This is a genomic window from Pseudolabrys sp. (assembly GCF_035943735.1).
Lineage (GTDB): Bacteria > Pseudomonadota > Alphaproteobacteria > Rhizobiales > Xanthobacteraceae > Pseudolabrys.
Genome location: NZ_DASZBV010000016.1, coordinates 498,169 through 522,120, shown reverse-complemented (window position 1 = coordinate 522,120; position 23,952 = coordinate 498,169). Strand labels below are relative to the sequence as shown.

Here is a 23,952-nt window from a genome sequence, read left to right as displayed (position 1 = left end):
TCGCGGGCCTCGATCCTTCAGTTGCCGTTCTTGCGCAGCGTTGCGAGCGCGGCCGTCACCTTGTCTATCAGTTCGCGATTGTGCGGGCTCGCGGCTGTCCATGCCTGGATCGCCGCATCGTAGGCGGCGCGTGCGGTCGCAAGATCGGCCGGCGATGGGTCGATGACCGCACGGCGTGGCGCCGCGCGCAACTGCGCGATGACTTCGCGGGCTTTTGCGCCAGAGCAGGCTGCCTTTTGCTTCGCAGACCAGTCTCCGCTGTATTTGCGGATGATCTCCTGCGCGCGCGGCGGCAGGCTGGTGAACTTTTCGCGGTTCATCACGAGCGCCAAGGGGGCGGCGCCAAGGCCGAGCAAATAATGGTTCTGCGCGAGACGGCTGAAGCCGAACTCCGCGAGCACGGACGGGTCCACCACGACGCCGTCGATAGTCCCCTCGCTGAGTGAGTCCATTGCGCGATTGAGCGGCAAGACCACCGGCACGGCGCCGAGCCGTTTCAAGACATCGGCCTCCACCTCATTGTTGACACGCAATCTCTGGCCCTTGAGATCGGAAATTGTCGCGATTGGCTTGCGGCTGTGGATGTTTTCGGCGACGGAGACGTGGGCGCCGACCACGAAAAAGCGGCTGTAGCCTTGCAATGCGTTGTCTTCGACGAGCCGGGTGAAGGCCAACGACGCTTCTTCATCGTTCCTGAACAGACCGGGAAGCGCAAAAACAAAGGAATCGGGGAAATTCTCGGGCGTTCGGCCCGGAACGATGAGCGCCATGTCCGCCGCCCCCGAGAGAACCAGCTTGGGCTGTTCCGGCTGCGATGCGCTGATCGCTCCGCTGAAATAGACATGAATTTGGATAATTCCGGCGCCATCGGCATTGACGGCGTCGACGAAAGGCTTGACGTGACATTCGTAGACGGTGGAACGGTCCGATGTAAAGAACGACAATTTCAAGACGACCGGCTCGGCCCAGCCGTGGGCGGGCGCGAGAATGAGTATGACGGCGAGGGCGATAAGCCGAAGTGCCGTCGCCCATGAGCGGTATTGCGCGTGCATATGCCACGTCCACTGCGATCGACGCGCGAATTGGCACGCGACCGGCGCGTCAAGGCTTTGCGCTTGATCAACGGACGCTAATAAATCTGTCCTGGTGGTAGGATCGAACTATCCTTGGCCGGCGGAGCCGTCGGCGATCGGCTTGTGAGCGGGTCCGATCGTCACGGTGCCGCGATGCGCAAGCATCCCACTCGCGCGCCGCGTCATCCGGTCAACCGATCCGAGGTATGGTGAGTCCCGCGCGGTGACCAATGCGAGGGGCGTCCGGGCCGTCGGACGTTAGAAGGCGTGCGCGACGCTCTCTAGCGCGCGCGCTTGCGCCGATTGTACGGGGAGCGGTTCGCAGGCTTGAGCGAGATGCCCTCGCGCTGCGCCTTGCTGCGGATCGCGGCCGGCGGCCGCTGCAGCTTCAGGCTGATCACGCCGGTCGGCGTGTTGCCGCGCGCCAGCGAGCGAAGCTGCCGCACTTCCTGCGTCGTCCAGCGCTCGCGCGAACGGCGCTTGTATTTGGGATTGGCTTTGCGGCGACCCTTCCTGCCGATCGGCGATCCGGGACGTTTCCAGGCTGCTTGTGCCATGTCGTGCCTCCAAAAACTGGAAAAGCGCGAATCGCGTTTCGGGTTCCTTAAAGCGTGCCCCCGGGCTTGCCGGCCTCCCGGAATCAGGACGACAGTGCGCGCGGGGCAATGGGGGATCGCTTGCAATGTCCGAAAAATGGAAGAACTGGCATGCCACTCATGCCGCCGAGCTGACGACGGGCCAGCGCATCGCCGACGGCGTCGCTACGACGATGGGCTCGTGGACCTTCATCATCGTGCAGTCGATCATCCTCGCGGTGTGGATCGTGCTCAATCTCATCGCCTGGATGCAGCACTGGGATCCGTACCCCTTCATCCTGCTCAACCTGGCGCTGTCGTTCCAGGCGGCTTATGCGGCGCCCTTTATCATGATCAGCCAGAACCGGCAGGCCGACCGCGACCGCCATCAGGCGGAAGAGGACTACCGGACCAATGTCGAGGCCGAGCGGCGCATCGAGGAATTGCAAAAGAGCCTGGCGCAGCTCGAGGTCAACAAGCTCGACCGCATTCTCGAATTGCTGGAAGGGCGGACGCCGGCACGAAGCCCGTCATAGCCGGCGTCGCAGACTGGCCCTCGAGCGCTGATGCCCGCCGCGGCTAGAGCACCGGAAGGACGGGCGTCGGCACGAAGCGATAGCCGGAGCCGGCCTTCACGACATGGCCGACCCCCGGCCAGGCCATGTGGAAGATGAGCGCCTGCACCTTGTCGTGCGCCAGCATGTCGAGCACGCGCATGCGCGTCTCGACGCCTTTGTCCGAATCGGTGTCGAACGAGACCGCTACCTTCGGATTCTCCATCATGATCTCGTGCAGCACGACGTCGCCGGTATAGAACAGCGATTGCCCGTTCGACTGGATCATGAACGAGCTGTGGCCGACGGTGTGGCCGGGCGTCGCCATCGCGTGGATGCCGGGGAATATCTCCTGTCCGTCCTTGTACATGACCAGCCGGTCCTTGTTCGGCAGCAGGTTCTTGAGCGCGGTACGCACCGAGGCCTGCGCCGGCGTGCCGAGCAGCTTCTCGTTGGTCCAGAATCTGAAGTCGGCCTCGGTCGTATAGATCTGCGCATTCGGAAACAGCCGCGTCTTGCCGTCCGGCGTCATGATGCCGCCGGCGTGATCGATATGCGGATGGCTGAGCACGATGGCGTCGATCGACTCCGGCTTGATGCCGGCCTCGCCGAGGCTGGTGAGGATGCGGCCCGCTGTCGAATTCGCCGCCTTCATCGACAGGATGCCGGTATCGATCATGATCAGCTTCTCGCCGGTGTTGATCACCAGGATGTTCTGCTCCATCCGCACCGTCGCGGCGGGCAGGAAGTCGGCGACCAGCATCTGCTGTATGTCGGCGTCGGGGAGGCCGCGGAAGATCTTGGTCGGGAAATTGAGCGGCCCGTCTGAGATGATTGTCGCTTCGAATGCGCCGAGTTCGAAGCGGTAGAAGGCCGGCGCCCGCGTATGCACGAGGGGCGCGCTGGCAAAGGCGGGCATCGCGCCGAGCTGCGCGGCGCCGAGCGCGAGCGCGGAACTTCCGATCAGCAGTTGTCTGCGATCGAGCGAAAACTGTTTGCCGTGCATGGATTGGTCCTCCCGGGTGTCGATTGTTGGCTGGCGACGAGCGTCGGCTTCATTGGCCGCTCAATCATCGCCGGAGCCGGGCGGATGGCCAATTCGAACGGCCTCACACCGCAATAGCCAAATCGTCACTCTTGGGCGAAGGCGCGAAGGCTCGCCTCGCCCCGCCGTCCTTGCCGTGTGTCAATTCCGGGTCCGTGCAAGGGCTCTCGTCCGGTCGCGAACTCGCGTATGATCCGGGCGTTGTCGCTCACCCGATAGGATGACAACAGGAGACTTTCGATGCGCCTTATTGCTCTCATGGCCGCCGGCGTGACGCTCGCGACCGCCGTGCCCACCATCTCGCACGCCGATCCGTACCGCTGGTGCGCGGAGTACAGTACCGGCGACTCCGGCAGGAACTGCGGCTTCGTCACCTATGGCCAGTGCATGGCCACCGTCAGCGGCATCGGCGGCTTCTGCGTGCCCAATCAATTCTATGACGGCCGTCCGTACACCAGCGGCGAGGCACGTCCCCGCGAGCGTGGCCGTTGGCGCTGAGCCTCACGGCCTTCGCGCGTCGATCGTGACCGGCGCCAGGCTGCGCTCGCTCCGGCTCGCCGTGGTCTCGATGCGCACCGCGTTGCCGGCGATCGTCGCGTCGCCCTGCCAGCGGTCGCCGAGGATGACGCTTCGCACGGGCGTCAGCACGAGCCGCCGATAACGCGCGCCGTCTTCGTCGAACGCGTTCGCCCAGGCGGCGTCGACGATGTGCAGCGTGTAGAATACGCCGGTGCCGCCGCCGCTCCACGATGTCAGCACCACGAGAAGCCCGTTGGCGGCGGCGCCGATGAAATTATAAGACTCGGTCTCCGCGCCGTTGATGCCGGTGTTCTGCGGCTTCATCTGCTCGATCCAGGCGCCGTTGCGTTTGGCCGGATCGGCATAACGATTGCTGTCGATCGCCGTCAGCGCATCGATGCCGACGACGATGGCGCGATTGTCGGACATCATCGCGTCGCCGAAATCGCCGAACACTTCCGGCGGCACCGGCTTGCCGCCGATCGTGAACGACGCGCGCAGTTCATCGAGCGCATCGGCCGCCGGCGCCGGCAGTGACGCGAGCAGCATCGTCAGCAGCAGAATCACACGCAGCATGATCGCCTCCGGATCGGCCGGGCGGGCCATGCGCCCGAGTGTAGCCAAACGGTCATATTGTACCCCGTAAATTTCCCAATACCCGCGCCCTGCGCAGACCGGTTTCTTCTCACCCCGTGACGTCACGTGCGGGGAGGGGCTGATGATCCACGTGGTGAGCGCATCCAATCGACATTTGTACCAAGACCAGATCGAACGCATGTTCCGCATCCGCCACGACATCTTCGTCGGCGAACGCGGCTGGACGGAGCTGGCGAGGCCAGACGGCCGTGAGGTCGATGCTTATGACGACATCAACGCCGTTTATTGCCTGGCGATGGAAGGCGACCGCATCGTCGGTGGCCACCGGCTCTATCCGACCACCAGGCCGAACATGCTCGGCACCTCGTTCGCCTACCTCGCGGCGGTGCGCGGCGTGCCGCAGGATCCGGCGGTGTGGGAATGGTCGCGTTATTTCGTCGTGCGCGACCGGCGCGACGGCCAGCTCAATCAGCAGCTCATGGCCGCAGCGCAGGAACTATGTCTCGACGAAGGCATCACCGAGGTAAGCGCGGTGATGGAGACCTGGTGGCTGCCGCGCTTCCAGCAGAGCGGCTTCACCGTGCGGCCGCTCGGCCTGCCGGCGCTGGTCAACAACGAATGGACGATGGCGGCGCGCATCGAGATTTCGCCGGCGACGCTCGACTCCCTGCGCGAGCGCGCCGGCCTCCGCGGCCCGGTTCTGGTGCGCAAGGGGCCGCAGCGTCCGCTGATCGACCGCGCGCTGGTGATGTACCGCATGGCCATGGGAGCAGGCGTATGACCGCATCCGTTCGATCCGACCAGAACCTGCGCACCGTGCTCAAGCGGCTCGCCGCCACCTGCAACGAGCCGGCGCGCCTGCTCGAGCTCTGTTACTGGAGCGAGGAGCCCGAACTGCTCGCCGTGCTGCGCCACTACGTCAACCTGCCCGAGGGGGCGCGGGACGCGCTGCGCGCCTTCCTCGCCATCACCGCCGACTGCCCGGAGACGGTCGAGGTGCGGCTGACGACGGAGGGCGACGTGCGCCTGGCCTCGCCGGTGCTGAGCGGCCGCGCGCTGCAGACGGTGCCGCTGCCGCCGCACGACGCGCACAAGGAACGGACGCTCTGAGCGGAACGATTATCGGATCGACGGCATTGGCTGCTATCGGACGGGCGCGCACGCGGTCGCGTCCGCCATCCTTCCGGAGCTGCCATGTCATCCGCCGCCGTGTCGTACAGCATCGTCGAGGACGGACCGTGCTGGCGCTGGGAGGTGCGGCTCGACGGCCGTCCGTTCGCGAGCGGCACCGAGACCAGCGCCGCCGGCGCGCGCGTGCAGGCGCTGTTGCGCGGCACCGGACTGGCGCGCGAAGGCCGGGCGCTTTCCGTTGGACGGAAATCTACGCGCTGACATTGGCGAAGCCGCTCGCCGGGTGTTAGGCTCGCCCGCTACTTTAACGTGCGATGTCTGTGGAATGAACAGCCCCAATCCGATCGATCTTTATGTCGGGCGCAACATCCGTCGCCTGCGCGAGGAGCGTGGCCTGTCCGACGCGTCGGTGGCGCTCGCGCTCGGCGAGCCGCTGGTGCGCCTGCGCGCTTACGAGGCCGGCACCGAACGCATCGGCTCGCGCCGGCTGACGGCTCTGGCGCGCATTCTCGACGTGACGATCGACGCCTTCTTCGAGAACAGCGACGCCGGCGGCCACGGCCGCGCGCGCGGTGAGGTCGCAGAGCTGCTGGAGCAGGGTGCGCCCATCCGCGTCAGCCCGGCCCCGCGCCGCGGCGAGGTGGTGCGGCTGCGGCCGCGCCGGGGGCATTAGCAAATCGCTCGCGTCGTCCTGAGGCGACAGCGCCATCGGTACGTTTGTGCGTGGTCGCTGCGCAACGGCGCGGGCCTCGAAGGTATCCTCGACCTAAAGATCCACCGATCCCGGATTCATGCGAGACGCAATGTCCGCGTTTGACCCGATGCAGACATTGGCCCCGACGCCACTCGTCCTTGCGGCGATCCGCACGCACCTGCATCATCAGCGAAATCGACCGGGCTAATCGCGCCGGATGTAACGCGACAAAAGGGTTCGCACATCGTTGTGTGGGACTAGAGACTAGCAAGGTCGCTGACCCTGGTAGGCTGGCAGCGAATAGGCTTAATCCAGTATTTAATTCGCCGCCGCGAGCGACTGCAGCGGAACGTCCAACGTGTAGACGAAGCCGGTAGGCTCGTATGCAAGTCGCACCGCGCCGTTCAGTTGTTGCCCAAGCGATTCTATCATTCGCGTACCAAAGCTTCGACGGGTTGGCTGCTCGACTTTAGCGCCCGCTTTTTCGGACCAAAGGAGAGTAAACCGGCCGGTCTCGGTTACCGCCCATGCTAGTTCGATTAGTCCGGTCGGGACCGACAGCGCGCCAAATTTTGTCGCGTTCGTGCACAGTTCATTGAATGTCATGGCAAGCGCGATGACCGCGCCGGAATTGATAGAGATATCCGGTCCGGTGATCAAAAATCTTTCGCTGCTATAGGGCTCTATTGCACGTTGGACGGTCTCAGCGAGCCGTGCATTTGCCCAGCTACCTTGCATGAGCAGATCGTGCGCCCTGCCGAGAGCCGTGAGTCGTCCTTCAACGGCATGTTTGGCATGTTCAAGACTCGCCGCATTACGGAGGCTTTGCGACGCGATGGCGCTCACGGTCGCAAAAGTATTCTTAATACGGTGGTGAAGTTCGCCGTGAATGAGCGTCTGCAAATGGCGGGCGGCTTCCCGCTCCTTCGCATCGATACCGGCTTGCGCAAGTAAGGCCTGGGCATCAACCGCAGCTTGCTCCAGTAATAAGCGAAGATTATCGTTCTCAGCAACTAAAGAGTCGTGATCGGTGGGCCCCGATAGCCTGGTTGGTGTTTGCAGGATTTCAAGCGCGCCTGCGCCGACCATATTCTGCAATTCAGTAACTATTTTGGCCGTCTCCAGTGGCTTTCCAAAGAACCAGCTGTCGACGGGCCTGTCCGCTATCGGCGGCATTATTCGACCAGAAACCAATATGATTTTGATCGATGGCCATCTATCGTGAACCGCGTGCGCCAGTCTTAACCCGTCCATCGACCCTGGCATCTGTATGTCGGTAAAGAGGACAGAGATATCGGATCGAGTTTCCAAGATCGAAATAGCTTGGTCGGCATTAACGGCTTGAATCGGTGTGAACCCAGCATCTTCGACAATATCAACGGCGCGCATCCGCAAAACGAGTTCGTCCTCGACAACGAGAACGTTGGTTTCGGGATCTGCGGGATTTTGAGTCATTTATGGCTTGATGCTTTCTTTGCAAAGAACGCGGACCGTTTTGACGTCGATAGCGGCCGACGCCGGAATGCAGGCTGATTACTGTGGACGCAGAATAACCGGCATTACACGCGCTCTCTCATGAGGCTCCCTACGGCAGAACTCGTGGATCTCATGCTGAAGCGATCGGCTACGAGCGGACGGCCTTTGCTGAGCGCCTCCACCGGTGCGCCGGCTAACGGAGAATCAGGCGCGTTAGTGAATATATGCGGCCGCAATGGTCGGTACGTATGCGATCTGAAAAGGCAAGTGCGGCGCAGATTTGGCAACCCTTTTCGACTTTATCGTTATCGGCTTTGTCGCTGATGGGACTGCAAGTTGCGCAGCTGTATATTTGATTGTCGGGTAGATAGGCCCCATCGGGCGTGACGCCTCGAGATCGTTGTCTTTGATGCGCTTCGAAGCTGTTGCATCGGCCTTCGAAGCGGTGACCGTATGAGGGATCGTTTCTGCCTTTGATGACATAAAGACCTGGAGGGCCACCAAGCTGACCGCAGCACAAGCTGCAATTAAGGCAACCTGAACGACGCTTCGAACTGCGATCATGATGTGTACCCCTTCGGTGAATAACTCCGAAGTACCGGTTTTGTTCCTCTATCTACCCGCGGCCGACGTCATTTCGATGGACTCACGGCCCGCGGCTGATCGGTCAGGAGTACACCCACCAAAGAATTGTGAACCTCAAGATGTCCGTTGTAATCAATAAAGCCCATTTTGCGGAACTTGTTCATGAAGTGACTCACGCGGGATCGCGTTGTGCCGATCATTTCAGCAAGGGTTTCCTGGCTGATCTTTGCAAGAATCGGCTCCGTTCGGCCTTCCTTTCCGAAATTCGCTAACAGCAGTAACAGCCGCGCGAGCCGCTTCTCGGTTGAATTGAATAGTTGGTCAACCAGGTCTTCTTCAATCCTGGCGTTCCGTGCGAGAATATGTGAGACGAACATCTGCGAAAATGCGGGCTCGTCAATAAGAAGTCGCTGGATTTCGGCTTTGGTCACTCGCACCGTCTCGCATTCCGTCATCGCGGACGCAGTCGCTAAACGCTTTTGCTGACCGGTCAGGCAACCTTCTCCAACAAATTCGTCAGGCCCCATAAGCGCAATGACGGCTTCCTTTCCGTCCTTCGACACGACCGCGACCTTGACCCTGCTTTTCTTGATATAGAAAACCGCATCCGCTGCGTCGCCTTGAGCGAAAATGACGGCCTTCTTTGAATAATTTGAAATGTCGCGACCAGGCGCCGCCTTTGTGAAAAACACCGCCGGGTCGGACGGCGTGCCTTTTCCTGGTGTGGAGTTTTGGCTTCGCCTGGCGCGCTTCGATCTAGAGGCACGAGACATACGGAATTCCCTCCACTCAGGCGGGAGCTCGATTGTCTCTCAGCCACCGACGCCTGGCACAGGGCCGCTGTAGGTGATCATGTAATATATGATCGCGGGCCCGGATTGTTAGACCTTCTGCCAAGCCATTTTACGAGGCTGGACTAGATTCACGGGACTGAGACCCATCCGCGTCAGCCCGGCCCCGCGCCGCGGCGAGGTGGTGCGGCTGCGACCGCGCCGGGGGCATTAGCAAATCGCTCGCGTCGTCCTGAGGCGACAGCGCCATCGGTACGTTTGTGCGTCTTCGAAGCGCAATGGCGCGGGCCTCGAAGGTATCCTCGACCCATAGATCCACCGATCCCGGATTCATGCGAGACGCAATGTCCGCGTTTGATCCTGAGCTGACCTCGGTCGATCGCCAAGGGTCGGGATCAAGGAGCCAATGCTTTGGGAAGTGCCACCGCAAAAGACGCTGTGGGTATGGGCCGGTTTGAGCCCAGGGACCCTCTCCAAAAATGAGCAAAACGGGACAGTTTCCAGAGTTCCGTTGCGCCTATTGTCATTGTCGTCTCCACAGCCGCGAAGGGGCTGGAAATGGACAAGTTCATAAGGCGTGAGAACGTTAAGCACTATCGAGAATTATTAGAACAGACGAACGACAACGAACACCGACAGCGCATCGAAAAGCTGCTTGCCGAGGAAGAGCAAAAGCAAATCGAGTCTGGTGACTTCGATTTCTATGACAAGGTGCAGGTCAGCTAGGCCGCCTCCACGCGCCGCCGCCGGTACGTACTGAGCTGGCGACGCCAGACCGGCCAACGTCCTCGCCCAATCGACAACGGTCTGCTTCGTGTCGATTAGGACGGCGACGCTGCAAAGTGCGCAATTTTTCTCATAATGTCTGGCGTCGAACACCGTTGATTTAGGTCAATGTTACTGGGCGCTTTGCGAGCGAAATTGGCGTGCTTGCTGAAAATGCAGCACTCGTAACGTTGAATTGCTCTGCATTCATGAGGTCGGGAGTTTCATAGGTTTGGGGGCGCCTGGGCTGGGCGTGAAGATCATTGCCGCATTGGTGAGACAAATCCGCGGCGAACCGAAGTTCGGCGCAGGGGACCAAGGTCAAGGCACGCGGCTTTCTGTGATGTTCAAGCCGCAGGATGCAGCGTCGTGAATCGCAACGGTCTTTCTGTCGTCATCGGGGCGCTGGCCGCCATCGCGCGAGCGGTGAGTTATCGGCTCTCTCAGGCGCGGCAGAAAGCGAACGGCATCGAGATCAACGTCGGCAAAGGCGGAGTTTCCACCGAGAAGAAGCAGATGTCGGTTTGAGCGCACGGAAAGGTTTGGCGTTCGCTAGGTAACAGCAAAGGGAGGTCGTAAATGTCGCTCGGATTTATCTTGGTTATCATCCTCGTCATCTTTCTGTTGGGTGGCTTCAGCGGCCGCTTCGGCGGCTACGGATATGGTTACGGCCACGGTGGCGTAGGGTTGATTGGCACGATCCTGATCATCGTTCTCATTCTGGCATTGCTCGGACGGATATGACCGCACGGCAGAATCTCCGATGAGCCGCCTTCACATCGAGAACCATCTCGTCGGCCGTATCGGCTGGATGCGAGCGGCGGTGCTCGGGGCCAACGACGGCATTATCTCCACCGCAAGCTTGATTGTGGGTGTGGCGGCGGCTGCCACGACGCAGCATGAAGTCGTGATCGCGGGGATTGCGGGACTGGTCGCCGGCGCCATGTCGATGGCGGCCGGCGAATACGTGTCGGTCAGTTCGCAATCCGATACGGAACGAGCCGATCTGGCGCGCGAACGCAAAGAATTGAGCGACAATCCGGTCTTTGAACTCGATGAGCTTGCCGACATCTACGTCAAACGAGGCGTCGATCAGCCGCTGGCCCGGCAGGTCGCCCAGCAACTCATGGCGAAAGATGCTCTGACCGCCCATGCCCGCGACGAACTGGGAATATCGGAAGTCACCGCTGCGCGACCGGTGCAAGCGGCGCTGACCTCGGCCGCGATGTTTTCGATTGGCGCGGCCATGCCGTTGCTCATGGTCGTCGTGTCACCCACGAAGGCGCTGCTTCCAATCGTCGCCGGCGCGTCACTGGGCTTTCTCGCCCTGCTCGGGGCCATCGGCGCGCGAGCGGGCGGTGCAAACATGCTCCGCGCCACAGTCCGCGTGACATTCTGGGGGGCATTGGCGCTCGCGATTACGGCCGGAATCGGCAAGCTCTTCGGCACCGTGGTCTGAGATGCAAGGGCAACCATTGAAACGGCGTTTTCCCTCCTGAGGCGACGGCGTGTGGCCCATCGCGTGATGGCAGCCCAAGGCCGCCATTATAAAGGGAACGTTTTGACTCAGCGCGTGTTGAGTCCATTACCCAACTAAACGACAAAGGCTTGAGCGGCGCCGATCATGGCGAATGCTGTTGTGGACCATGGCCGCGTTGCCTCGCTCCAAAGGAGGCGTCGATGGAATTGCTCTTGATTATCGTTGTGCTCTTCTTGCTCTTCGGCGGTGGTGGATACTTTGGTCGCCGTCGCGGCTACTGGTAAGGCAACCTTTTGTGTTCGAGATGAAGGTGCTCGCGGGATGATCAAAAGTATAGTGATGTCCGCCGTGGGGCTCACGCTGCTGCTGGCCGGCGCGGCCTCGGCGCAGACCGCAGACCAATGTGGTCAGGTCCGCGCCGCGGTGGCGCAGTATGGCTATAAGGCAGCGAAAGCGCATGCCGATGCCACGTTGAGTCCTGATGAAGTCCGGGCCGCCGGTGCTTGCCTGAAAGGCGGGCCTGTGGCGACAGCACGTAATCCCGGTACGACAAAGCGCCATCCGCCGGGGAGAGAACGCCACACCGCTCGCTGAACCGCATGTGCTGAACCGCATGTGGTGTCGCGTCCCCGTCTCGGGGACCGTCGGGCTTGTCGACGTATTCCGTCGGTGACAGTGCCAAGAATTGTCAGAATACATAAGCCATATAATTAGCGCAGCCTGCTGACTGCGGCTGCTGGAAATGTCGGGCGAACCCCGCCATGCACAAGAGTCCTGTGCCGTTGTGGCACTGCCGGCGTTCGCAAGTTAGCCGCGGCGCGCGTTGCCGACCTGACGACATCCGGCCAAGTCAACGTGTTCCATTGTAAAGCCTGCGACGCCATCAGCCATGATGAGGTGCCGCGCGAGCCTCCGTGCCTGGTTCAAGCGGCGGCCAATAGCCGGGTTCTACCCTGTGGGCGGACATCACTCCCGGCCCGTGCGGACATCTATCCGGCCAAAGTGAGCAATTCTATACAGATATAGGTCTGTCAGACAGCGTAACCTCGACGTGCCGGGGAGGGGTTAGCGAGTGAGTGATTCAGCTATGCAGACAACCAATTTCAGGGAGCAGTTCACCGATGTCGCTGACGCCTGTGAGCTCGCTCAAAGCATCGTCGACACCGTCCGCGAACCGGTATTGGTGCTCGACAAAGGACTGCGGGTGATTGCCGCCAGCAGATCCTTCTATTCGAACTTCAAGGTCCGGCCCGAGGATACCCAAGGCAGACTTCTCTATACCTTGGGGGATGGACAATGGGACATCCCGAAGCTTCGCGTGCTGCTCGAACAGATCATTCCCGAGCACGGCGTCATGGATGGTTACGAGGTCGAGCACGAGTTCCCCGATCTTGGACCCCGCACGATGTACTTGAATGCCCGCCAGGTGGTCTACAAGGCGGGCGCCGAAAATTCCATTCTTCTGGGCATAGAAGACGTTACCGTGCGGCGGATATTGGAGCGCGAGAAGGATGCGCTGTTGCGACAGAAGGAAATGATGCTGGAAGAACTGCAACACCGCGTTGCAAACAGCCTGCAGATCATCGCCGGCATCATATTGATGAAAGCGACAAGAGTAGACTCCGAAGAGACGCGCGCCCATCTGCAGGACGCTCACAAGCGCGTCATTTCGATTGCGGCCGTGCAGGCCCAGCTTCACGCGTCCGGAGCCATCGGACCTGTCGACATCGTGCCTTATCTCTCGAAGCTATGCGCCACCCTCGCGACCTCGATGATCAGCGACAATCGCCCGATCACGATCAAAGTCGTCGGCGAAGGCGGGCTTGCGACTCCCCGTGACGCTGAAAGCATCGGCTTGATTGCTACCGAACTTGTCATGAACGCTATAAAGCATGCCTTTCCGGCCGAGCAGAACGACGGTCGAATAGTCATCGCCTATGACGTCGATGGGGCAAACTGGAAGCTTTCGGTCGCTGACAACGGGTCTGGCAGGCCGGACGGCACATTCGCTCAAACAAAAACCGGACTCGGAACCGGCATCGTGAAGGCGCTCGCGCAACAGCTGGGCGCGAAGGTCGATACTCTCGCCGACCCGGCGGGCACGACGGTCTCGATCACCCACGCGACGTTCTTGACCAAGGAAAATCGGGCCGCATAGACAATAGCGGAACGAGAGGCGGCGACGGCTTGTGGCCCGAAGTGGACCGGGGCGGGTACGCTGCTGCTGTCGTGCCGCCTTACCCTCACCCGGCGCGGCTGAGCTGATGCTCCTCGGCGGTGCGCTCGAAGGTCTCGGCCGGGTTCTTGACGCGGTAGAGGATGCGGTTGTCGTTCTCGACCGGCAGCTGCCGCGTCACCTTGTAGATGCCGCGCGCGGCGGCCGCGCCGCCCTCGAAATGCACCGTCGTGCCGATGGTGAATTTGTGCGTCATCGCGGCTCTCCTTTAGCTGGCGCCGAAGTCTGTAGAAACGAAAACGCCCGGCGCATCGGCCGGGCGTCCTGCCGAAGCGCGATGCGCCTCAGGCGTTCTGGAGATTCGACGCGGCCTGCTTGCCACGCTCGGTGACGATCTCGTACGAGACGCGCTGGCCTTCGTTGAGCGTGCTCATGCCCGCGCGCTCGACGGCGGAGATGTGCACGAAGACGTCCTTGGAGCCGTCGGTCGGGGTAATGAAGCCGAAGCCCTTCTGGGTGTTGAAGAACTTCACGGTACCTGTTGCCATGATGGCGATATCCTCGAGATGTGAACTGTAGTTAAGCGAAACGGCGCCGAGTGGGACTTCCCGCCTCGACGATCGAAACATCCGATTTTTGAGGGATGCCTGGGCCGGCCCGTCGGGCCGCGCGGTGAGGCAGAACCAAAAAAACAAAGTTTCAACGTCGGGCTCTATACGCCTTTACCGGGCCGCGGTCAAAGGAAATCGGTCGCAGGATCGGGCCGGCGTCTCGCGTCGTCCCGCCCGGCGCTATTCGGGGAAGTCGACCTTCTGCCCCAGCGCCGACAACGCCGTGCGGCAGAGCTTGTCGGGATCGCGCTCGCCGCCCCGCGCGGCGGCGATGATGCGGGCGGCGATCACCTCCTGCACGATCCACGGCTGGCCCTTGTCGTGCAGCGATTTGCGCGCCTTTTCATAGGCGCGGGCCATGACGTCGGCCGTCTCGGGGCCGAACTCGGACGTCTGGAACAGGGCAACGATCGTCGTCATCGCGGGCTCCCACCGGTACCATGGGACCAACGCGGCGCGCGGCTGTCAAATGACAAGTCGGTCAATGGTTTGCCGGGAGGCCGGGCCCGGCGCCAGACGCGCCGGCGTTCGGGTGAATAGTCCATAGGAAGGAAAAAAGCCCTTGACAGCGTAACGCTCCTCGGGCATGATTTGGGCACGCTCGAGAGCCGCGCCCGCATGGGGTGCCGCCCGGGCGTTTTTCATTTTTCCCTGACAATCTGAAGGATGATCGCCATGGCGAAGCCCCGCCGCCGGCAGGCGTACACGCCTGCGCTGCTGGAGAACCTGCGTTTCCGTTTCGAGCAGACGGACGAGTCCGTGCTCGACATCGCCGCCAGTTTCGCGCGCAGCCACACCACCTTGCGCAAGCTCGCGCGCGAGGAAGGCTGGACCAAGTTCGTGCCGCCGCCGCTCGATGTGTCGCCGGCGGCCAGGCTCGCCGCCGAGGCGGCGCAACTCAACAACCTCTCCCGTCGTCCTGTGGAGGGTGGCGCTTCTTCAACCATCCCTGCGCGCGCACCACGCGCTTCGCTCGCGGGAGGAGGGGAGACCGAGCCGCCACCCCCACCACCAACGACTACGAGCGCCGCCGATCTCTCCGTTCTCGCGCCGGACGCGCGCATGGCGCGCTTGAGCGAGATGGCGCGCGTCATCGACTTCCAGCTCGCGCTGCTGCGGCAGAAGCAGGCGCATCCGCAGCGCGGCGAGGACACGAAGGCGATCAACGCCGAGGTGAAGAACTTCGCCGCCACCGCCGCCATCATCGAACACCAGCTTCGCGACCTGCAAAACGGCCGCAGCACGCCACTGCAGAACGAAACCAATGACGACATTCCCGAGGACATCGATGCATTCCGTCTCCGACTTGCGGCAAAAATTGAAGCATTCCTCGAACGGCGGCCGGACATTGGAGATGGTGATGAGGATCCCGGTGAAGGACACCGTCACGCTCGACCGTGACTTCGCCCTCTTCGCCCACGCGCACCAGGACCCGCCGCCCGCCGCCAACAATGGCGGGCCGTGGACGACCTGGCTGGTGCTCGCCGGCCGCGGCGCCGGCAAGACGCGGCTCGGCGCCGAGTGGGTGCGGGCGCTGGTCCACGGCGAGAGCCCGCACGCTGTCGCACCGCACGGCGCGATCGCTTTGGTCGGCGAGACCGAGCACGACGTGCGCGAGGTGATGATCGACGGCCCCGCCGGCCTGTTGCACACCGGCCCGCGCGCGATGCGGCCGCAATGGACGCCGACGCGCCGCCGCCTGCAATGGCCGAACGGCGCCGTCGGCTACGCCTTCTCGGCGGAAGATCCGGAACAGCTGCGCGGGCCGCAGTTCGACGCCGCCTGGTGCGACGAGCTCGCCAAGTGGCATTACGCCGACGAGACCTTCGACATGCTGCAGTTCGGCCTGCGGCTCGGCCGCTTCCCGCGCCAGATCGTCACCACCACGCCGCGGCCGATCGCACTGGTCAAACGCCTGGTCGACGACCCGCGCACGGCGGTGACGCGCGCGGCGACGCAGGCGAACGCCGCGTTCCTGTCGCCGGCGTTCCTCTCGGCCGTCATCGAACGCTATGCCGGCACGCGGCTCGGCCGGCAGGAGATCGACGGCGAGATCATCGAGGACCGCGCCGACGCGCTGTGGACGCGCGCCATGATCGAAGCGGCGCGCGTGCGGTCCGCGCCCGCGCTCGCGCGCATCGTTGTCGGCGTCGATCCGCCCGGCAGCGCCAAGCCCGGCTCCGACCGCTGCGGCATTATCGCCGCGAGCGTCGGCGAGGACGGCCTCGTCTACGTGCTCGAGGATGCCAGCGTCGAACGCGCGATGCCTTCCGAGTGGGCGGCGCGGGCCGTCGCCGTCTATCGACGGCATCAGGCCGACACTCTGGTGGCCGAGGTCAACCAGGGCGGCGACATGGTGCGCGCAGTGATCCGCGGCGTCGATGCGGCGGCGCCGGTGAAGACGGTGCATGCGACGCGCGGCAAGTGGCTGCGCGCCGAGCCGGTGGCTTCGCTCTACGCGCAAGGCAAAGTGAAGCACGTCGGCGCGTTTCCCGCGCTCGAGGACGAGATGGCCGACTTCGGCCTGTCCGGCCTGTCGGCCGGGCATTCGCCCGACCGTCTCGACGCGCTGGTCTACGCGGTGACGGAACTCATCGTGAAGCCGCGCGCCGAGCCGCGCATCCGCTCGCTCGGCGGCGACGGGCCGCTGGTGCCGGGCTGGGCGCGGGGCGGGTGAGAGGGCACCACGTTGAGCGCAGCGCGCAGCCCCACACGGCGCGTCCTGCGCCGGCTGCGGCGGCAAATCGCCGGCGCGCTTTGACCTGGATCATGGCGCCGTCGCGGCGGGTCGCGCTTAACTCGGCGGCATGATGGAAGCGCTGACGCCTCCCGACAAATGGCTGCCGGTGTCGATCGCGCCGCGCGACGTCGATCTGGAAGTCTGCGTGATCGCGCGCGGCGGCGTGCACGCGCTGGTGTTTCCCTGCCGCCGCACCGCCTCCGGCTGGAGCGACCCCGTGACGCACAGGCCGCTCGACATCACGCCGACGCACTGGCGGCGCTGGGGCGACGGCGGCTAGTACGCTTTCTTGACCTCGGCCGGCGTCTGCTTGGCGGCCGCGAGCGCCGTTTCCTCTTCGGCGAGCAGGCGGCCCAGCATCGTTCGCTTGGTTGCGTCGGTCTCGTCCACCAACAAAGCCTTGTACCGGGCGATGTTGGCCTCGATGATTCTCTGCATCCAGCCCATCCTGTCGTTCGGTGACCGGCCGGTTGCCCGTCCGGAAGTCCGACTGAAGCTCAGGCGGGAGACGCGTGCCGCTCTCGGCGAGGCGGCGTATACGATCGCGTGTCTCGGTCGGTGGCCGTGCGATCCACGCACGTACGGGCCAGACTAGCACCGCGACCGCACGGCTGCCAGCGGCGTCGCGTGTGAAGTGGTACGATCCTGTTGTCGTAATCGCCGATCGTGACGCGCCGACGACGGCACGCCCGCGGCGTTGCCGCCGTCACTCGCCGCGGCGCAGCTGGTGCTCTTCCGCCGTGCGCTCGAAGGTCTCGGCGACGCTCTTGATACGGTAGACGATCCTGCTGTCGCGCTCGACCGGCAATTGCCGCGTCACCTTGTAGGGCGCGCGGGCGCCGGGCGTCAGCGTGCCGCCCTCGAAATGGACCACGGCGCCGACGTTGTATTTGTGAAGCATGATGGCTCTCCGTTGCTGCGCCGCGGCTTCGTGCGGCGCGATTGACGCGCGCAAAACAAAAACGCCCGGCGTGGGGCCGGGCGTGTGAGGCTTGCAAAGCCGCGCTCAGGCGTTCTGCAGATTGGCTGCCGCCTGCTTGCCGCGCTCGGTGACGACCTCATACGAGACGCGCTGGCCTTCGTTGAGCGTGCTCATGCCGGCGCGCTCGACGGCGCTGATGTGCACGAACACATCCTTCGAGCCGTCGGCCGGGGTGATGAAGCCGAAACCCTTGGAGCCGTTGAAGAACTTTACGGTACCTGTTGCCATGATGGCGATATCCTTGCGAGTGAACTTACATTAGGCGATACGGCGCCGAGAGCGACTTCCCGCCTCGGCGATCGAAACATCCGGATTTTTTGAGGGGTGACCTGCCGGGGGCCGCTGCGGGGCCGCATGCAAGGCAAAGCCAAAAAACAAGGTTTCAACACGTCCGCGTATACGCCGTTATCGGCCTGCGGTCAATGTCATTCGGCCGCGCGTCATTTTAATTTAGGCCATGCCACATGCGGCGCGCCGTCCATGTCCGCACACCGCGCTGCATGCTACGGATACTCGCTCAACATGCGCCGCAGCGCGGTATTGCCCGCGCGGTTCGCTTCCGACACGGTGGCGAAGAATTCCTTCGAATGCGCGATGGGGCTTCGCCGGCCGGCCCTGTAGATCTCCCACCGCCACGGCCTGGGCGGATCGGCGCGGTTTTTGACAACGACCGAAAAGTCATCGTGCATCGACATCGAGAGCGTGTAGCACACAATCGTGCGCGGATGGCGCCGTGGCCACGATTTATCCGTTGCCCGTTCGGTAATGTTCAACGTCCGCCGCGACGGCGCTCGTGAAGCCGGCCTGCGGCTTCGCCGGGCATCCGACAAAAAAAGCCCGGCAATCGCCGGGCTTCCTGATCCGTGCGATCGGGCAGGCTACTTCTGCTGCTCGGACGGCTTCTTCTGATCCGACTGCTTCTGGCCGCCGCTCTGGTTCTGCTGCGGGGCAGCTGCCGGCTGGCTCTGCACGGGAGTCTTCGGCGCTTCGTTGGAATTGCTCGGACTATTGGTCATTTGAAATTCATTTCAATATGTCTGAATAAATCTCCAGGCACCTTTAGGAGGTACGCACGCTCGGCGCCGATACAAGGCGAGGAATATTTATTGTCGAGGGGTTGCGCGGCGGGGGCGGCACGCTGGTGTCGACCGTGCGGTACGATCGGCTGATGCCGGGGCAGGGGTGAGGGTGAGGCGGCGGGGCCGCTCACTCGTTCGTCCCCGCGAAAGCGGGGACCCAGCCCGCTATTTGCTCGCGCAGCGTATCAGTTGTGCTCCTTCGACCGAGACGAGACCTCGTTGAAGCATGTCATCGATGACTTCGTCTATAGCGGTCCGCAATTGCAAACTCGTTGATAGAAAGCCGAAGAGCCTTGCTGTCGCAACGAGTAGTTCCTCCCGCAAAGCTCCGTAGTTGGCGTCGATCAAAGCAAGAGCGGCCGCCTGAATCTCTATGGGCGGTAGGCTTTCTGGCTTCCGAAGGCTAGCAGATTGGACATTTGTCCGATCTCGAATAATTACCGGCCTGCCCGGAATCGCGTAAAATGGTCCCCCAGCGATATCACCATTTCGCTTGGCCGCCTTAATCGCGCTCTGCACCGCGTCACGGATCCTGTTGCCGGCACGGCCTAGACCCCAAGCGTCTCTGATCCGAACGATGACCTCGTTTTCGTGAACGGGGCCTTCGTTTTCAACGATCTGGATTACGTATTTCGCCATTTCCGCGACTGGTATTTCATGCGGCTCGCGGCCATTGCGCACTCTCAGTACTGTTTCGACATAAACCTGCGCGAGCGACTCCGCCGATGGTGCTACTGTGCCGATAATAATATCAGTGTCGCCCTCGCGCTCTGAGGTGATTTGGAGAGGGACGGCCTTCTTTGGAGCGGAAAGCCCGTCATCGCGCTCCCTCCAAACAGACCGTGCCGCATCGTACGCAGCCTGAACTTTCCTAATCTCGCTGTCAGGTCGTAGATACCAATCCGTTGACCAAATGCGATGAATGATCCACCCGTGATCTTCGAGAACCTTCTGTCTCAAGCGGTCGCGGTCGCGCGCAGAGCGGGACGAGTGGTATTGCATTCCGTCGCATTCGATTCCTAAAATAAATCGCCCGGGCTTATCCTGGTCCGCAATTGCAAGGTCAACGAAAAATCCTGCTGCGCCGATCTGAGGCTTCACGTCGAAGCCGAGATTGAGCAGTGCTTGCATGACTTGCTCTTCGAAGACCGAGTCAGGGTCTTTTCCGGTCAACTCGGCTATTCCGAGCTTGCCAGTTTGCGCAAAGGTCAGAAACATCTTGAGGGCTGCGACGCCTTTTGTTCTCGCGCGCTCAAGGTCGATATCGTCACCGGTGATCGACGAGAATACTTCGCAACGAAGCTTTGCACGAGAAATGAGTACGTTAAGGCGGCGCTCGCCGCCGTCCGAATTGAGAGGACCGAAGCTCATGGCCATATAGCCGGAATGATTCTTACCGTAGCCAATCGAGATAAAAATCACGTCCCTTTCGTCGCCTTGAATGTTTTCAAGATTCTTGACGAAGAACGGTTCAGGTGTTGTTTTAGAGAAGAACTCCTCAGCATCGGGATGAATGCGGCGAAGTACTTCGAGCTCATTTAAGATCGCCTGACGTTGAGCAACTGAGAATGTAGCTACACCTAATGAGGTGTCCGGGTGCGTTTGCGCGTGCTTGATTACTGCCTCCGCAACGGCTTTTGCTTCGACGGGGTTAGTGCGGGTTCCTCCACGATCATAGTGAGCGTCGGTGAGATAGTTAAATTTCAGACCCATGCCCGCGACCGCATCATACGGACTCGGGACGATAAACAGTCTATTTTCGTAGAACTGTCTGTTCGAGACCGCGATGAGCGATTGATGCTTGCTGCGATAGTGCCAGTTCAGCATGCGATGGTGCATGCCTTTCGCTAAGCATAGGTCCAAGATGCTCTCCGCATCTTTCGCCCTAAAGGTGATATCTTCGTCCTCGTCCTCATCTTCGATATCCGACGTCAGCTTTGAAAAGAATCGCGTCGGGGGAAGTTGGCGTTCGTCGCCGACCACCACGATCTGCTTGGCTCGGGCAATCGACCCGAAGGCGTCGACCGGCTCAATTTGAGATGCCTCATCCATTACCAGCAAGTCGAAAGAGATTGCGCCCGGTTTTAAGAACTGGGCTACCGACAGCGGGCTCATAAGGAAAACAGGCTTGATTTGTTGGATAACTGCGTCGGCACGTTCGAAGAGTTGGCGTATTGGAAGATGATTTCTTTTCTTTGCGAACTCGCCATTTAGAACGCCAAGCGGGCCAATGCCACCAGCCGACCTCGGCAATAAAGCCGCGTGCTGCTGTGCGATCTGTTCGCGGGCTAGGTCTATTCGGAGATTATCAAACGATCTAAACCGCGCCACTTCTCTCGAGTGATGCTCGCCATCGAAGCGCTTTAGGGCGGGTATCGCCCGAAAAAAATCGGTACGGAGGGCTTCGAAGTAACTTTTTTCGAAAGTCGGCTCTAATGTACCTGCCTGGAGGCTACCGTTACATAGTCCCTCGATGAGGTATTGGAGTCCTAAATCGCTGGCCGCTTCGCAGCGCCCAGCGAAGGCTATCCATTGTGTTATTCGCTCGGGCGATTGTCGCCATTCCCCCAGCCGCGTTGAAAGCTCTAAGAGCAACACGTCATTCCAAGGCTGCGCGCCGAAAGCGGCATCCAAATCTAGCTGCAAAAACTGCTCAAGCGAGCCGAGATTGTGCATGAGGTGCGCGTAGGCGTCTCGTAGCGTTTGAGCGTAATTTGCTGGGCGATGGTCACTACCAATGACGCTTAGCTTCCGAAGGAAGTGAGCGGGCAACTCGGCAACTCGGCTCTGCTCCCACCACGAGATTAGGCCTTTCAACTCGCCCCAATCAGACTGGTCGCCTCGCCATAGCGATCCAAATGCGGACCTGCCAATCGGCTTCGTACGTTCGAAGGACTCTCGCGCAGCTTGGGCAGCAAGCAATCCGTCGATCAGTTGGAGTCGTTTTTCAAGCGAGGGAGGCAGCGGAACCTTGATGTAGGATTTCAAGAGCGCAATTTGGGAACGATATTCGGAACTGAGTGCGCGGAAGAGCGAGCCACCTTTCATGGCCACAATCTGTCTACACGGCGCCAACGATGCTGCCCACGCAGAATCTACGAATGCCGTCTCTACTGCATTCTTAAGCCGCGCGAAACGTTCGCTCTGTGCGATCGTATCTGTGATCCTGGCCGGATCGTTCCACGCGGAGCCGGCGAGAGCGGAGTAGTCGCACGACGGGCATGTACTGGCCGCAACAACGAGATTTAGGCATCGTCCGATATCGCGAAGCGTTTTCGGCTTATCGGTTTCGAAGAGTTCCGCGGCGGCGCTTGCGGTCTCGACCGCGATGTCGAGATCCGATTTTATTGCCTCGAGGCGATTTCGTAAGGCTTCCAACTCCGAGGGATCGAGGGCTTCGCGTTTCACGCCGCGCCATGGGTGTGCGCTTGGTGGACCAATTGTCTCGGCTCGCTCCGCGATCTCTTGCAGTAATTCTTTGCGAGTTCGGAATTCTGTCGGTGTCCAGGTTTCTGGGGACGCTAAGGCATAATTAGGAGCGCCACCTTCGTTGCGAACCCGCAACAACTGACCCAACAATTGAAATGGTGTAAGGCCAGACGGTTGCTGCTTTTCATGCATGCGGTCTGCATGAGTATTCAGCTCGTTTTGTGTATCGGTGAGGCGTTGAATAATAGTGGCGTCACCGCGTGGTTTCGCGATCGCTTGCTCCTTAGTCTTTCGAAGTTCTTCAAGTACGGATCGCTTATTTGCTTTGCTGGAGTGGAGCTCAAGTGTAACCGCGGACAAGCCGGCGGATTGCAGGCGTCTATGAACCACGTCAAGCGCGGCCATTTTCTCGGCAACAAACAGAACCTTTTTGCCGTCAGCGACCGCGCCGGCGATAATGTTTGTAATGGTTTGGCTTTTTCCGGTTCCGGGCGGGCCTTTTACTACGAGATGACGTCCGCGGACCGTCTCCTCGATTGCAACCGATTGAGACGAATCTGCGTCGACGATATGGGTCTTTGTTGCCGGAGGAATGTAAGCATCTATCCGTCCCTCGTCAGGGACTATGGGGTCAACGGGTCGGAACCCTTCCCCAAGCAGCGATCCGATCACCTCATGATTTTCAAGTAGCTCTGCGTTCGGCCAATTATCGGGATCGAGGTCTCTATACATTAGGAACTTAGCGAACGAAAAAAAGCCGAGCACCATCGCATTGGGCATAACCTCCCAACGTTTTTTCGCGGATATCGTTTTTGCGATATTGTTAAAATATGATGTTAGATCGACATCGTCGTCTTCGGCCAAATCATCAAATTTCAGACCAAATTCTGCATTCATCTTCGCTTGTAGCGAAAGATTTGCTGACGGTGGTTCGTTACGCGATTTTAAGGTGAAGCGGTCGGCAGCGCTGCTTCGCTCCAGCCTTACCGGAAGCAGGATCAATGGAGCAAAGCGCTCAACATCAGATTTGTCATCTTCGAACCATTTCAAAAGTCCGAAAGCTAAGTAGAGGATATTGACGCCTTGTTCTTCTTCCAGAGTTCGGGAGTCGTACCAAATTTCGAATAGACGCTTCTGTAAACCTTCTGAGGTCAGACGAGTCTGGAGCCGGGTGTCCGTGTGGCGGGTTGCATCGGGTTCATCGTCTCCCGGTTGCCCGAAGATAACCTCAAGGGAGCTGTCGTCTTTGGAGCCGTCATTAGGTTGGGCTTCGCGTCCGGGGAGAAAAGTGAATCCCTTCCCGTCGGCTAAAGTACCAAATACTTGGCTGGTTAGTTCATCGACTATCTGGATTGCGCGGATATTGCGGGTGCGAAGGGGAACGTGAATAAGTCGGTTTCGAATTCCCAGATCAAGAAGCGCTTTGCGTTCCAATAATAGTCGATTTCGCAGCGATACTGACGATTCAGGCATTGCGTTCCTCTGTACGCTGGCCCGCTTCCGGGCTCTTCTCACAGTTGCGTATAAGAGGGGATAATCGTCTTAAGCGCAATTCGCCACAAGATATCGAGCGGAAAGTCGTTGAAATCTGAACAATAATCCCAATCCTGACCAAGTGAATACCACCCTCCGCTTTGGAGGGTGGTACCG

At 61.0% G+C, this 23,952-nt stretch carries 31 protein-coding genes; 15 read left to right on the top strand and 16 right to left on the bottom strand.

Going from position 1 to position 23,952, the window contains the following annotated elements; translation table 11 throughout:
* Positions 1–17 precede the first annotated feature (17 nt).
* Positions 18–1,052, bottom strand: a complete 1,035-nt coding sequence (gene dctP / locus VGV41_RS10960) for a TRAP transporter substrate-binding protein DctP (RefSeq protein ID WP_326863854.1) — start codon at positions 1,050–1,052, stop codon at positions 18–20.
* Positions 1,053–1,354: 302 nt separating this feature from the next.
* The gene (locus VGV41_RS10955) at positions 1,355–1,630 is read right to left on the bottom strand and encodes a hypothetical protein (protein WP_326863853.1); all 276 of its coding nucleotides are present in this window, start codon (positions 1,628–1,630) and stop codon (positions 1,355–1,357) included.
* 125 nt (positions 1,631–1,755) lie between these two features.
* Here VGV41_RS10955 and VGV41_RS10950 point away from each other — a divergent pair, with 125 nt between their 5' ends.
* Complete coding sequence (locus VGV41_RS10950) at positions 1,756–2,184, top strand: DUF1003 domain-containing protein (protein ID WP_326863852.1); 429 nt, start codon at positions 1,756–1,758, stop codon at positions 2,182–2,184.
* Between the two features lie 43 nt (positions 2,185–2,227).
* Here VGV41_RS10950 and VGV41_RS10945 read toward each other — a convergent pair whose 3' ends face one another.
* Positions 2,228–3,208, bottom strand: a complete 981-nt coding sequence (locus tag VGV41_RS10945; protein WP_326863851.1) for an MBL fold metallo-hydrolase — start codon at positions 3,206–3,208, stop codon at positions 2,228–2,230.
* A 279-nt stretch (positions 3,209–3,487) separates the two neighbouring features.
* Between VGV41_RS10945 and VGV41_RS10940 the strand changes: the two genes are divergently transcribed.
* The gene (locus VGV41_RS10940) at positions 3,488–3,745 is read left to right on the top strand and encodes a DUF3551 domain-containing protein (RefSeq protein WP_326863850.1); all 258 of its coding nucleotides are present in this window, start codon (positions 3,488–3,490) and stop codon (positions 3,743–3,745) included.
* A gap of 3 nt (positions 3,746–3,748) precedes the next feature.
* Here VGV41_RS10940 and VGV41_RS10935 read toward each other — a convergent pair whose 3' ends face one another.
* Positions 3,749–4,342 (bottom strand): hypothetical protein, encoded by a 594-nt coding sequence (locus tag VGV41_RS10935; RefSeq protein ID WP_326863849.1) that lies wholly within the window; start codon positions 4,340–4,342, stop codon positions 3,749–3,751.
* A 142-nt stretch (positions 4,343–4,484) separates the two neighbouring features.
* Here VGV41_RS10935 and VGV41_RS10930 point away from each other — a divergent pair, with 142 nt between their 5' ends.
* From VGV41_RS10930 to VGV41_RS10915, 4 genes are all read left to right on the top strand, one after another.
* On the top strand, positions 4,485–5,144 hold the full coding sequence (locus VGV41_RS10930; RefSeq protein ID WP_326863848.1) for an acyl-homoserine-lactone synthase: 660 nt from the start codon (positions 4,485–4,487) through the stop codon (positions 5,142–5,144).
* The gene (locus tag VGV41_RS10925; RefSeq protein WP_326863847.1) at positions 5,141–5,473 is read left to right on the top strand and encodes a hypothetical protein; all 333 of its coding nucleotides are present in this window, start codon (positions 5,141–5,143) and stop codon (positions 5,471–5,473) included. The genes VGV41_RS10930 and VGV41_RS10925 overlap by 4 nt, the downstream gene beginning before the upstream one ends.
* 84 nt (positions 5,474–5,557) lie before the next feature.
* Complete coding sequence (locus VGV41_RS10920) at positions 5,558–5,755, top strand: hypothetical protein (protein ID WP_326863846.1); 198 nt, start codon at positions 5,558–5,560, stop codon at positions 5,753–5,755.
* A 64-nt stretch (positions 5,756–5,819) separates the two neighbouring features.
* Entirely contained in the window at positions 5,820–6,167 is a 348-nt protein-coding gene (locus VGV41_RS10915; RefSeq protein WP_326863845.1) for a helix-turn-helix transcriptional regulator, read from the top strand.
* 339 nt (positions 6,168–6,506) lie between these two features.
* Here VGV41_RS10915 and VGV41_RS10910 read toward each other — a convergent pair whose 3' ends face one another.
* The 3 genes from VGV41_RS10910 to VGV41_RS10900 form a co-directional block, all read right to left on the bottom strand.
* Complete coding sequence (locus VGV41_RS10910; RefSeq protein WP_326863844.1) at positions 6,507–7,643, bottom strand: sensor histidine kinase; 1,137 nt, start codon at positions 7,641–7,643, stop codon at positions 6,507–6,509.
* Between the two features lie 234 nt (positions 7,644–7,877).
* Positions 7,878–8,228 (bottom strand): hypothetical protein, encoded by a 351-nt coding sequence (locus VGV41_RS10905; protein WP_326863843.1) that lies wholly within the window; start codon positions 8,226–8,228, stop codon positions 7,878–7,880.
* A 68-nt stretch (positions 8,229–8,296) separates the two neighbouring features.
* On the bottom strand, positions 8,297–9,022 hold the full coding sequence (locus VGV41_RS10900) for a Crp/Fnr family transcriptional regulator (RefSeq protein WP_326863842.1): 726 nt from the start codon (positions 9,020–9,022) through the stop codon (positions 8,297–8,299).
* 576 nt (positions 9,023–9,598) lie between these two features.
* On the opposite strand from VGV41_RS10900, the gene VGV41_RS10895 reads away from it, so the two are divergent.
* The 6 genes from VGV41_RS10895 to VGV41_RS10870 all read left to right on the top strand — a co-directional run bounded on the left by VGV41_RS10895 (position 9,599) and on the right by VGV41_RS10870 (position 13,443).
* Positions 9,599–9,766 (top strand): hypothetical protein, encoded by a 168-nt coding sequence (locus VGV41_RS10895; RefSeq protein WP_326863841.1) that lies wholly within the window; start codon positions 9,599–9,601, stop codon positions 9,764–9,766.
* Between the two features lie 408 nt (positions 9,767–10,174).
* The gene (locus VGV41_RS10890; RefSeq protein WP_326863840.1) at positions 10,175–10,333 is read left to right on the top strand and encodes a hypothetical protein; all 159 of its coding nucleotides are present in this window, start codon (positions 10,175–10,177) and stop codon (positions 10,331–10,333) included.
* A 51-nt stretch (positions 10,334–10,384) separates the two neighbouring features.
* Positions 10,385–10,549 carry a DUF3309 family protein gene (locus tag VGV41_RS10885; RefSeq protein WP_326863839.1) on the top strand — a complete coding sequence of 55 codons (165 nt, stop codon included), beginning with the start codon at positions 10,385–10,387 and terminating at the stop codon, positions 10,547–10,549.
* A gap of 19 nt (positions 10,550–10,568) precedes the next feature.
* Entirely contained in the window at positions 10,569–11,264 is a 696-nt protein-coding gene (locus VGV41_RS10880) for a VIT family protein (RefSeq protein WP_326863838.1), read from the top strand.
* A 342-nt stretch (positions 11,265–11,606) separates the two neighbouring features.
* Positions 11,607–11,879, top strand: a complete 273-nt coding sequence (locus VGV41_RS10875; protein WP_326863837.1) for a hypothetical protein — start codon at positions 11,607–11,609, stop codon at positions 11,877–11,879.
* Positions 11,880–12,372: 493 nt separating this feature from the next.
* The gene (locus VGV41_RS10870) at positions 12,373–13,443 is read left to right on the top strand and encodes a sensor histidine kinase (RefSeq protein WP_326863836.1); all 1,071 of its coding nucleotides are present in this window, start codon (positions 12,373–12,375) and stop codon (positions 13,441–13,443) included.
* Between the two features lie 85 nt (positions 13,444–13,528).
* Here the strand turns inward: VGV41_RS10870 and VGV41_RS10865 are convergent, their stop codons facing one another.
* The 3 genes from VGV41_RS10865 to VGV41_RS10855 all read right to left on the bottom strand — a co-directional run bounded on the left by VGV41_RS10865 (position 13,529) and on the right by VGV41_RS10855 (position 14,492).
* Positions 13,529–13,717 carry a hypothetical protein gene (locus VGV41_RS10865; RefSeq protein ID WP_326863835.1) on the bottom strand — a complete coding sequence of 63 codons (189 nt, stop codon included), beginning with the start codon at positions 13,715–13,717 and terminating at the stop codon, positions 13,529–13,531.
* A gap of 88 nt (positions 13,718–13,805) precedes the next feature.
* Positions 13,806–14,009 (bottom strand): cold-shock protein, encoded by a 204-nt coding sequence (locus tag VGV41_RS10860; protein ID WP_326863834.1) that lies wholly within the window; start codon positions 14,007–14,009, stop codon positions 13,806–13,808.
* Positions 14,010–14,252: 243 nt separating this feature from the next.
* A complete protein-coding gene (locus tag VGV41_RS10855; protein ID WP_326863833.1) occupies positions 14,253–14,492 on the bottom strand; it encodes a hypothetical protein in 240 nt (79 codons plus the stop codon).
* Between the two features lie 255 nt (positions 14,493–14,747).
* Between VGV41_RS10855 and VGV41_RS10850 the strand changes: the two genes are divergently transcribed.
* From VGV41_RS10850 to VGV41_RS10840, 3 genes are all read left to right on the top strand, one after another.
* Complete coding sequence (locus tag VGV41_RS10850; RefSeq protein WP_326863832.1) at positions 14,748–15,473, top strand: hypothetical protein; 726 nt, start codon at positions 14,748–14,750, stop codon at positions 15,471–15,473.
* On the top strand, positions 15,433–16,749 hold the full coding sequence (locus VGV41_RS10845) for a DNA-packaging protein (RefSeq protein ID WP_326863831.1): 1,317 nt from the start codon (positions 15,433–15,435) through the stop codon (positions 16,747–16,749). The genes VGV41_RS10850 and VGV41_RS10845 overlap by 41 nt, the downstream gene beginning before the upstream one ends.
* Before the next feature lie 133 nt (positions 16,750–16,882).
* The gene (locus VGV41_RS10840) at positions 16,883–17,092 is read left to right on the top strand and encodes a hypothetical protein (protein ID WP_326863830.1); all 210 of its coding nucleotides are present in this window, start codon (positions 16,883–16,885) and stop codon (positions 17,090–17,092) included.
* On the opposite strand, the gene VGV41_RS10835 is transcribed toward VGV41_RS10840, so the two are convergent.
* From VGV41_RS10835 to VGV41_RS10810, 6 genes are all read right to left on the bottom strand, one after another.
* Entirely contained in the window at positions 17,089–17,250 is a 162-nt protein-coding gene (locus tag VGV41_RS10835) for a hypothetical protein (RefSeq protein ID WP_326863829.1), read from the bottom strand. The genes VGV41_RS10840 and VGV41_RS10835 overlap by 4 nt on opposite strands.
* A 268-nt stretch (positions 17,251–17,518) precedes the next feature.
* The gene (locus tag VGV41_RS10830; RefSeq protein ID WP_326863828.1) at positions 17,519–17,713 is read right to left on the bottom strand and encodes a hypothetical protein; all 195 of its coding nucleotides are present in this window, start codon (positions 17,711–17,713) and stop codon (positions 17,519–17,521) included.
* 105 nt (positions 17,714–17,818) lie between these two features.
* A complete protein-coding gene (locus VGV41_RS10825) occupies positions 17,819–18,022 on the bottom strand; it encodes a cold-shock protein (RefSeq protein WP_326863827.1) in 204 nt (67 codons plus the stop codon).
* A gap of 275 nt (positions 18,023–18,297) precedes the next feature.
* Positions 18,298–18,567 carry a hypothetical protein gene (locus tag VGV41_RS10820; RefSeq protein ID WP_326863826.1) on the bottom strand — a complete coding sequence of 90 codons (270 nt, stop codon included), beginning with the start codon at positions 18,565–18,567 and terminating at the stop codon, positions 18,298–18,300.
* Between the two features lie 105 nt (positions 18,568–18,672).
* Positions 18,673–18,810, bottom strand: coding sequence for a hypothetical protein (locus VGV41_RS10815; RefSeq protein WP_326863825.1), 138 nt, complete (start codon positions 18,808–18,810; stop codon positions 18,673–18,675).
* A 228-nt stretch (positions 18,811–19,038) separates the two neighbouring features.
* Entirely contained in the window at positions 19,039–23,775 is a 4,737-nt protein-coding gene (locus tag VGV41_RS10810; protein WP_326863824.1) for a DUF3320 domain-containing protein, read from the bottom strand.
* Between the last annotated feature and the right edge of the window lie 177 nt (positions 23,776–23,952).

Excerpts from the sequence above, each read along its gene's own strand:
- VGV41_RS10825 (WP_326863827.1), bottom strand. The coding sequence starts at position 18,022 with ATGGCAACAGGTACCGTAAAGTTCTTCAACGGCTCCAAGGGTTTCGGC.
- VGV41_RS10925 (WP_326863847.1), top strand. The coding sequence starts at position 5,141 with ATGACCGCATCCGTTCGATCCGACCAGAACCTGCGCACCGTGCTCAAG.
- VGV41_RS10850 (WP_326863832.1), top strand. The coding sequence starts at position 14,748 with ATGGCGAAGCCCCGCCGCCGGCAGGCGTACACGCCTGCGCTGCTGGAG.
- VGV41_RS10810 (WP_326863824.1), bottom strand. The coding sequence starts at position 23,775 with ATGCCTGAATCGTCAGTATCGCTGCGAAATCGACTATTATTGGAACGC.
- VGV41_RS10880 (WP_326863838.1), top strand. The coding sequence starts at position 10,569 with ATGAGCCGCCTTCACATCGAGAACCATCTCGTCGGCCGTATCGGCTGG.
- VGV41_RS10955 (WP_326863853.1), bottom strand. The coding sequence starts at position 1,630 with ATGGCACAAGCAGCCTGGAAACGTCCCGGATCGCCGATCGGCAGGAAG.
- VGV41_RS10835 (WP_326863829.1), bottom strand. The coding sequence starts at position 17,250 with ATGCAGAGAATCATCGAGGCCAACATCGCCCGGTACAAGGCTTTGTTG.
- VGV41_RS10845 (WP_326863831.1), top strand. The coding sequence starts at position 15,433 with ATGAGGATCCCGGTGAAGGACACCGTCACGCTCGACCGTGACTTCGCC.
- VGV41_RS10945 (WP_326863851.1), bottom strand. The coding sequence starts at position 3,208 with ATGCACGGCAAACAGTTTTCGCTCGATCGCAGACAACTGCTGATCGGA.
- VGV41_RS10910 (WP_326863844.1), bottom strand. The coding sequence starts at position 7,643 with ATGACTCAAAATCCCGCAGATCCCGAAACCAACGTTCTCGTTGTCGAG.
- VGV41_RS10830 (WP_326863828.1), bottom strand. The coding sequence starts at position 17,713 with ATGCTTCACAAATACAACGTCGGCGCCGTGGTCCATTTCGAGGGCGGC.
- VGV41_RS10935 (WP_326863849.1), bottom strand. The coding sequence starts at position 4,342 with ATGCTGCGTGTGATTCTGCTGCTGACGATGCTGCTCGCGTCACTGCCG.
- VGV41_RS10885 (WP_326863839.1), top strand. The coding sequence starts at position 10,385 with ATGTCGCTCGGATTTATCTTGGTTATCATCCTCGTCATCTTTCTGTTG.
- dctP (WP_326863854.1), bottom strand. The coding sequence starts at position 1,052 with ATGCACGCGCAATACCGCTCATGGGCGACGGCACTTCGGCTTATCGCC.
- VGV41_RS10930 (WP_326863848.1), top strand. The coding sequence starts at position 4,485 with ATGATCCACGTGGTGAGCGCATCCAATCGACATTTGTACCAAGACCAG.
- VGV41_RS10840 (WP_326863830.1), top strand. The coding sequence starts at position 16,883 with ATGGAAGCGCTGACGCCTCCCGACAAATGGCTGCCGGTGTCGATCGCG.
- VGV41_RS10905 (WP_326863843.1), bottom strand. The coding sequence starts at position 8,228 with ATGATCGCAGTTCGAAGCGTCGTTCAGGTTGCCTTAATTGCAGCTTGT.
- VGV41_RS10860 (WP_326863834.1), bottom strand. The coding sequence starts at position 14,009 with ATGGCAACAGGTACCGTGAAGTTCTTCAACACCCAGAAGGGCTTCGGC.
- VGV41_RS10865 (WP_326863835.1), bottom strand. The coding sequence starts at position 13,717 with ATGACGCACAAATTCACCATCGGCACGACGGTGCATTTCGAGGGCGGC.
- VGV41_RS10940 (WP_326863850.1), top strand. The coding sequence starts at position 3,488 with ATGCGCCTTATTGCTCTCATGGCCGCCGGCGTGACGCTCGCGACCGCC.
- VGV41_RS10900 (WP_326863842.1), bottom strand. The coding sequence starts at position 9,022 with ATGTCTCGTGCCTCTAGATCGAAGCGCGCCAGGCGAAGCCAAAACTCC.
- VGV41_RS10855 (WP_326863833.1), bottom strand. The coding sequence starts at position 14,492 with ATGACGACGATCGTTGCCCTGTTCCAGACGTCCGAGTTCGGCCCCGAG.
- VGV41_RS10950 (WP_326863852.1), top strand. The coding sequence starts at position 1,756 with ATGTCCGAAAAATGGAAGAACTGGCATGCCACTCATGCCGCCGAGCTG.
- VGV41_RS10875 (WP_326863837.1), top strand. The coding sequence starts at position 11,607 with ATGATCAAAAGTATAGTGATGTCCGCCGTGGGGCTCACGCTGCTGCTG.
- VGV41_RS10815 (WP_326863825.1), bottom strand. The coding sequence starts at position 18,810 with ATGACCAATAGTCCGAGCAATTCCAACGAAGCGCCGAAGACTCCCGTG.
- VGV41_RS10915 (WP_326863845.1), top strand. The coding sequence starts at position 5,820 with ATGAACAGCCCCAATCCGATCGATCTTTATGTCGGGCGCAACATCCGT.
- VGV41_RS10920 (WP_326863846.1), top strand. The coding sequence starts at position 5,558 with ATGTCATCCGCCGCCGTGTCGTACAGCATCGTCGAGGACGGACCGTGC.
- VGV41_RS10895 (WP_326863841.1), top strand. The coding sequence starts at position 9,599 with ATGGACAAGTTCATAAGGCGTGAGAACGTTAAGCACTATCGAGAATTA.
- VGV41_RS10870 (WP_326863836.1), top strand. The coding sequence starts at position 12,373 with ATGCAGACAACCAATTTCAGGGAGCAGTTCACCGATGTCGCTGACGCC.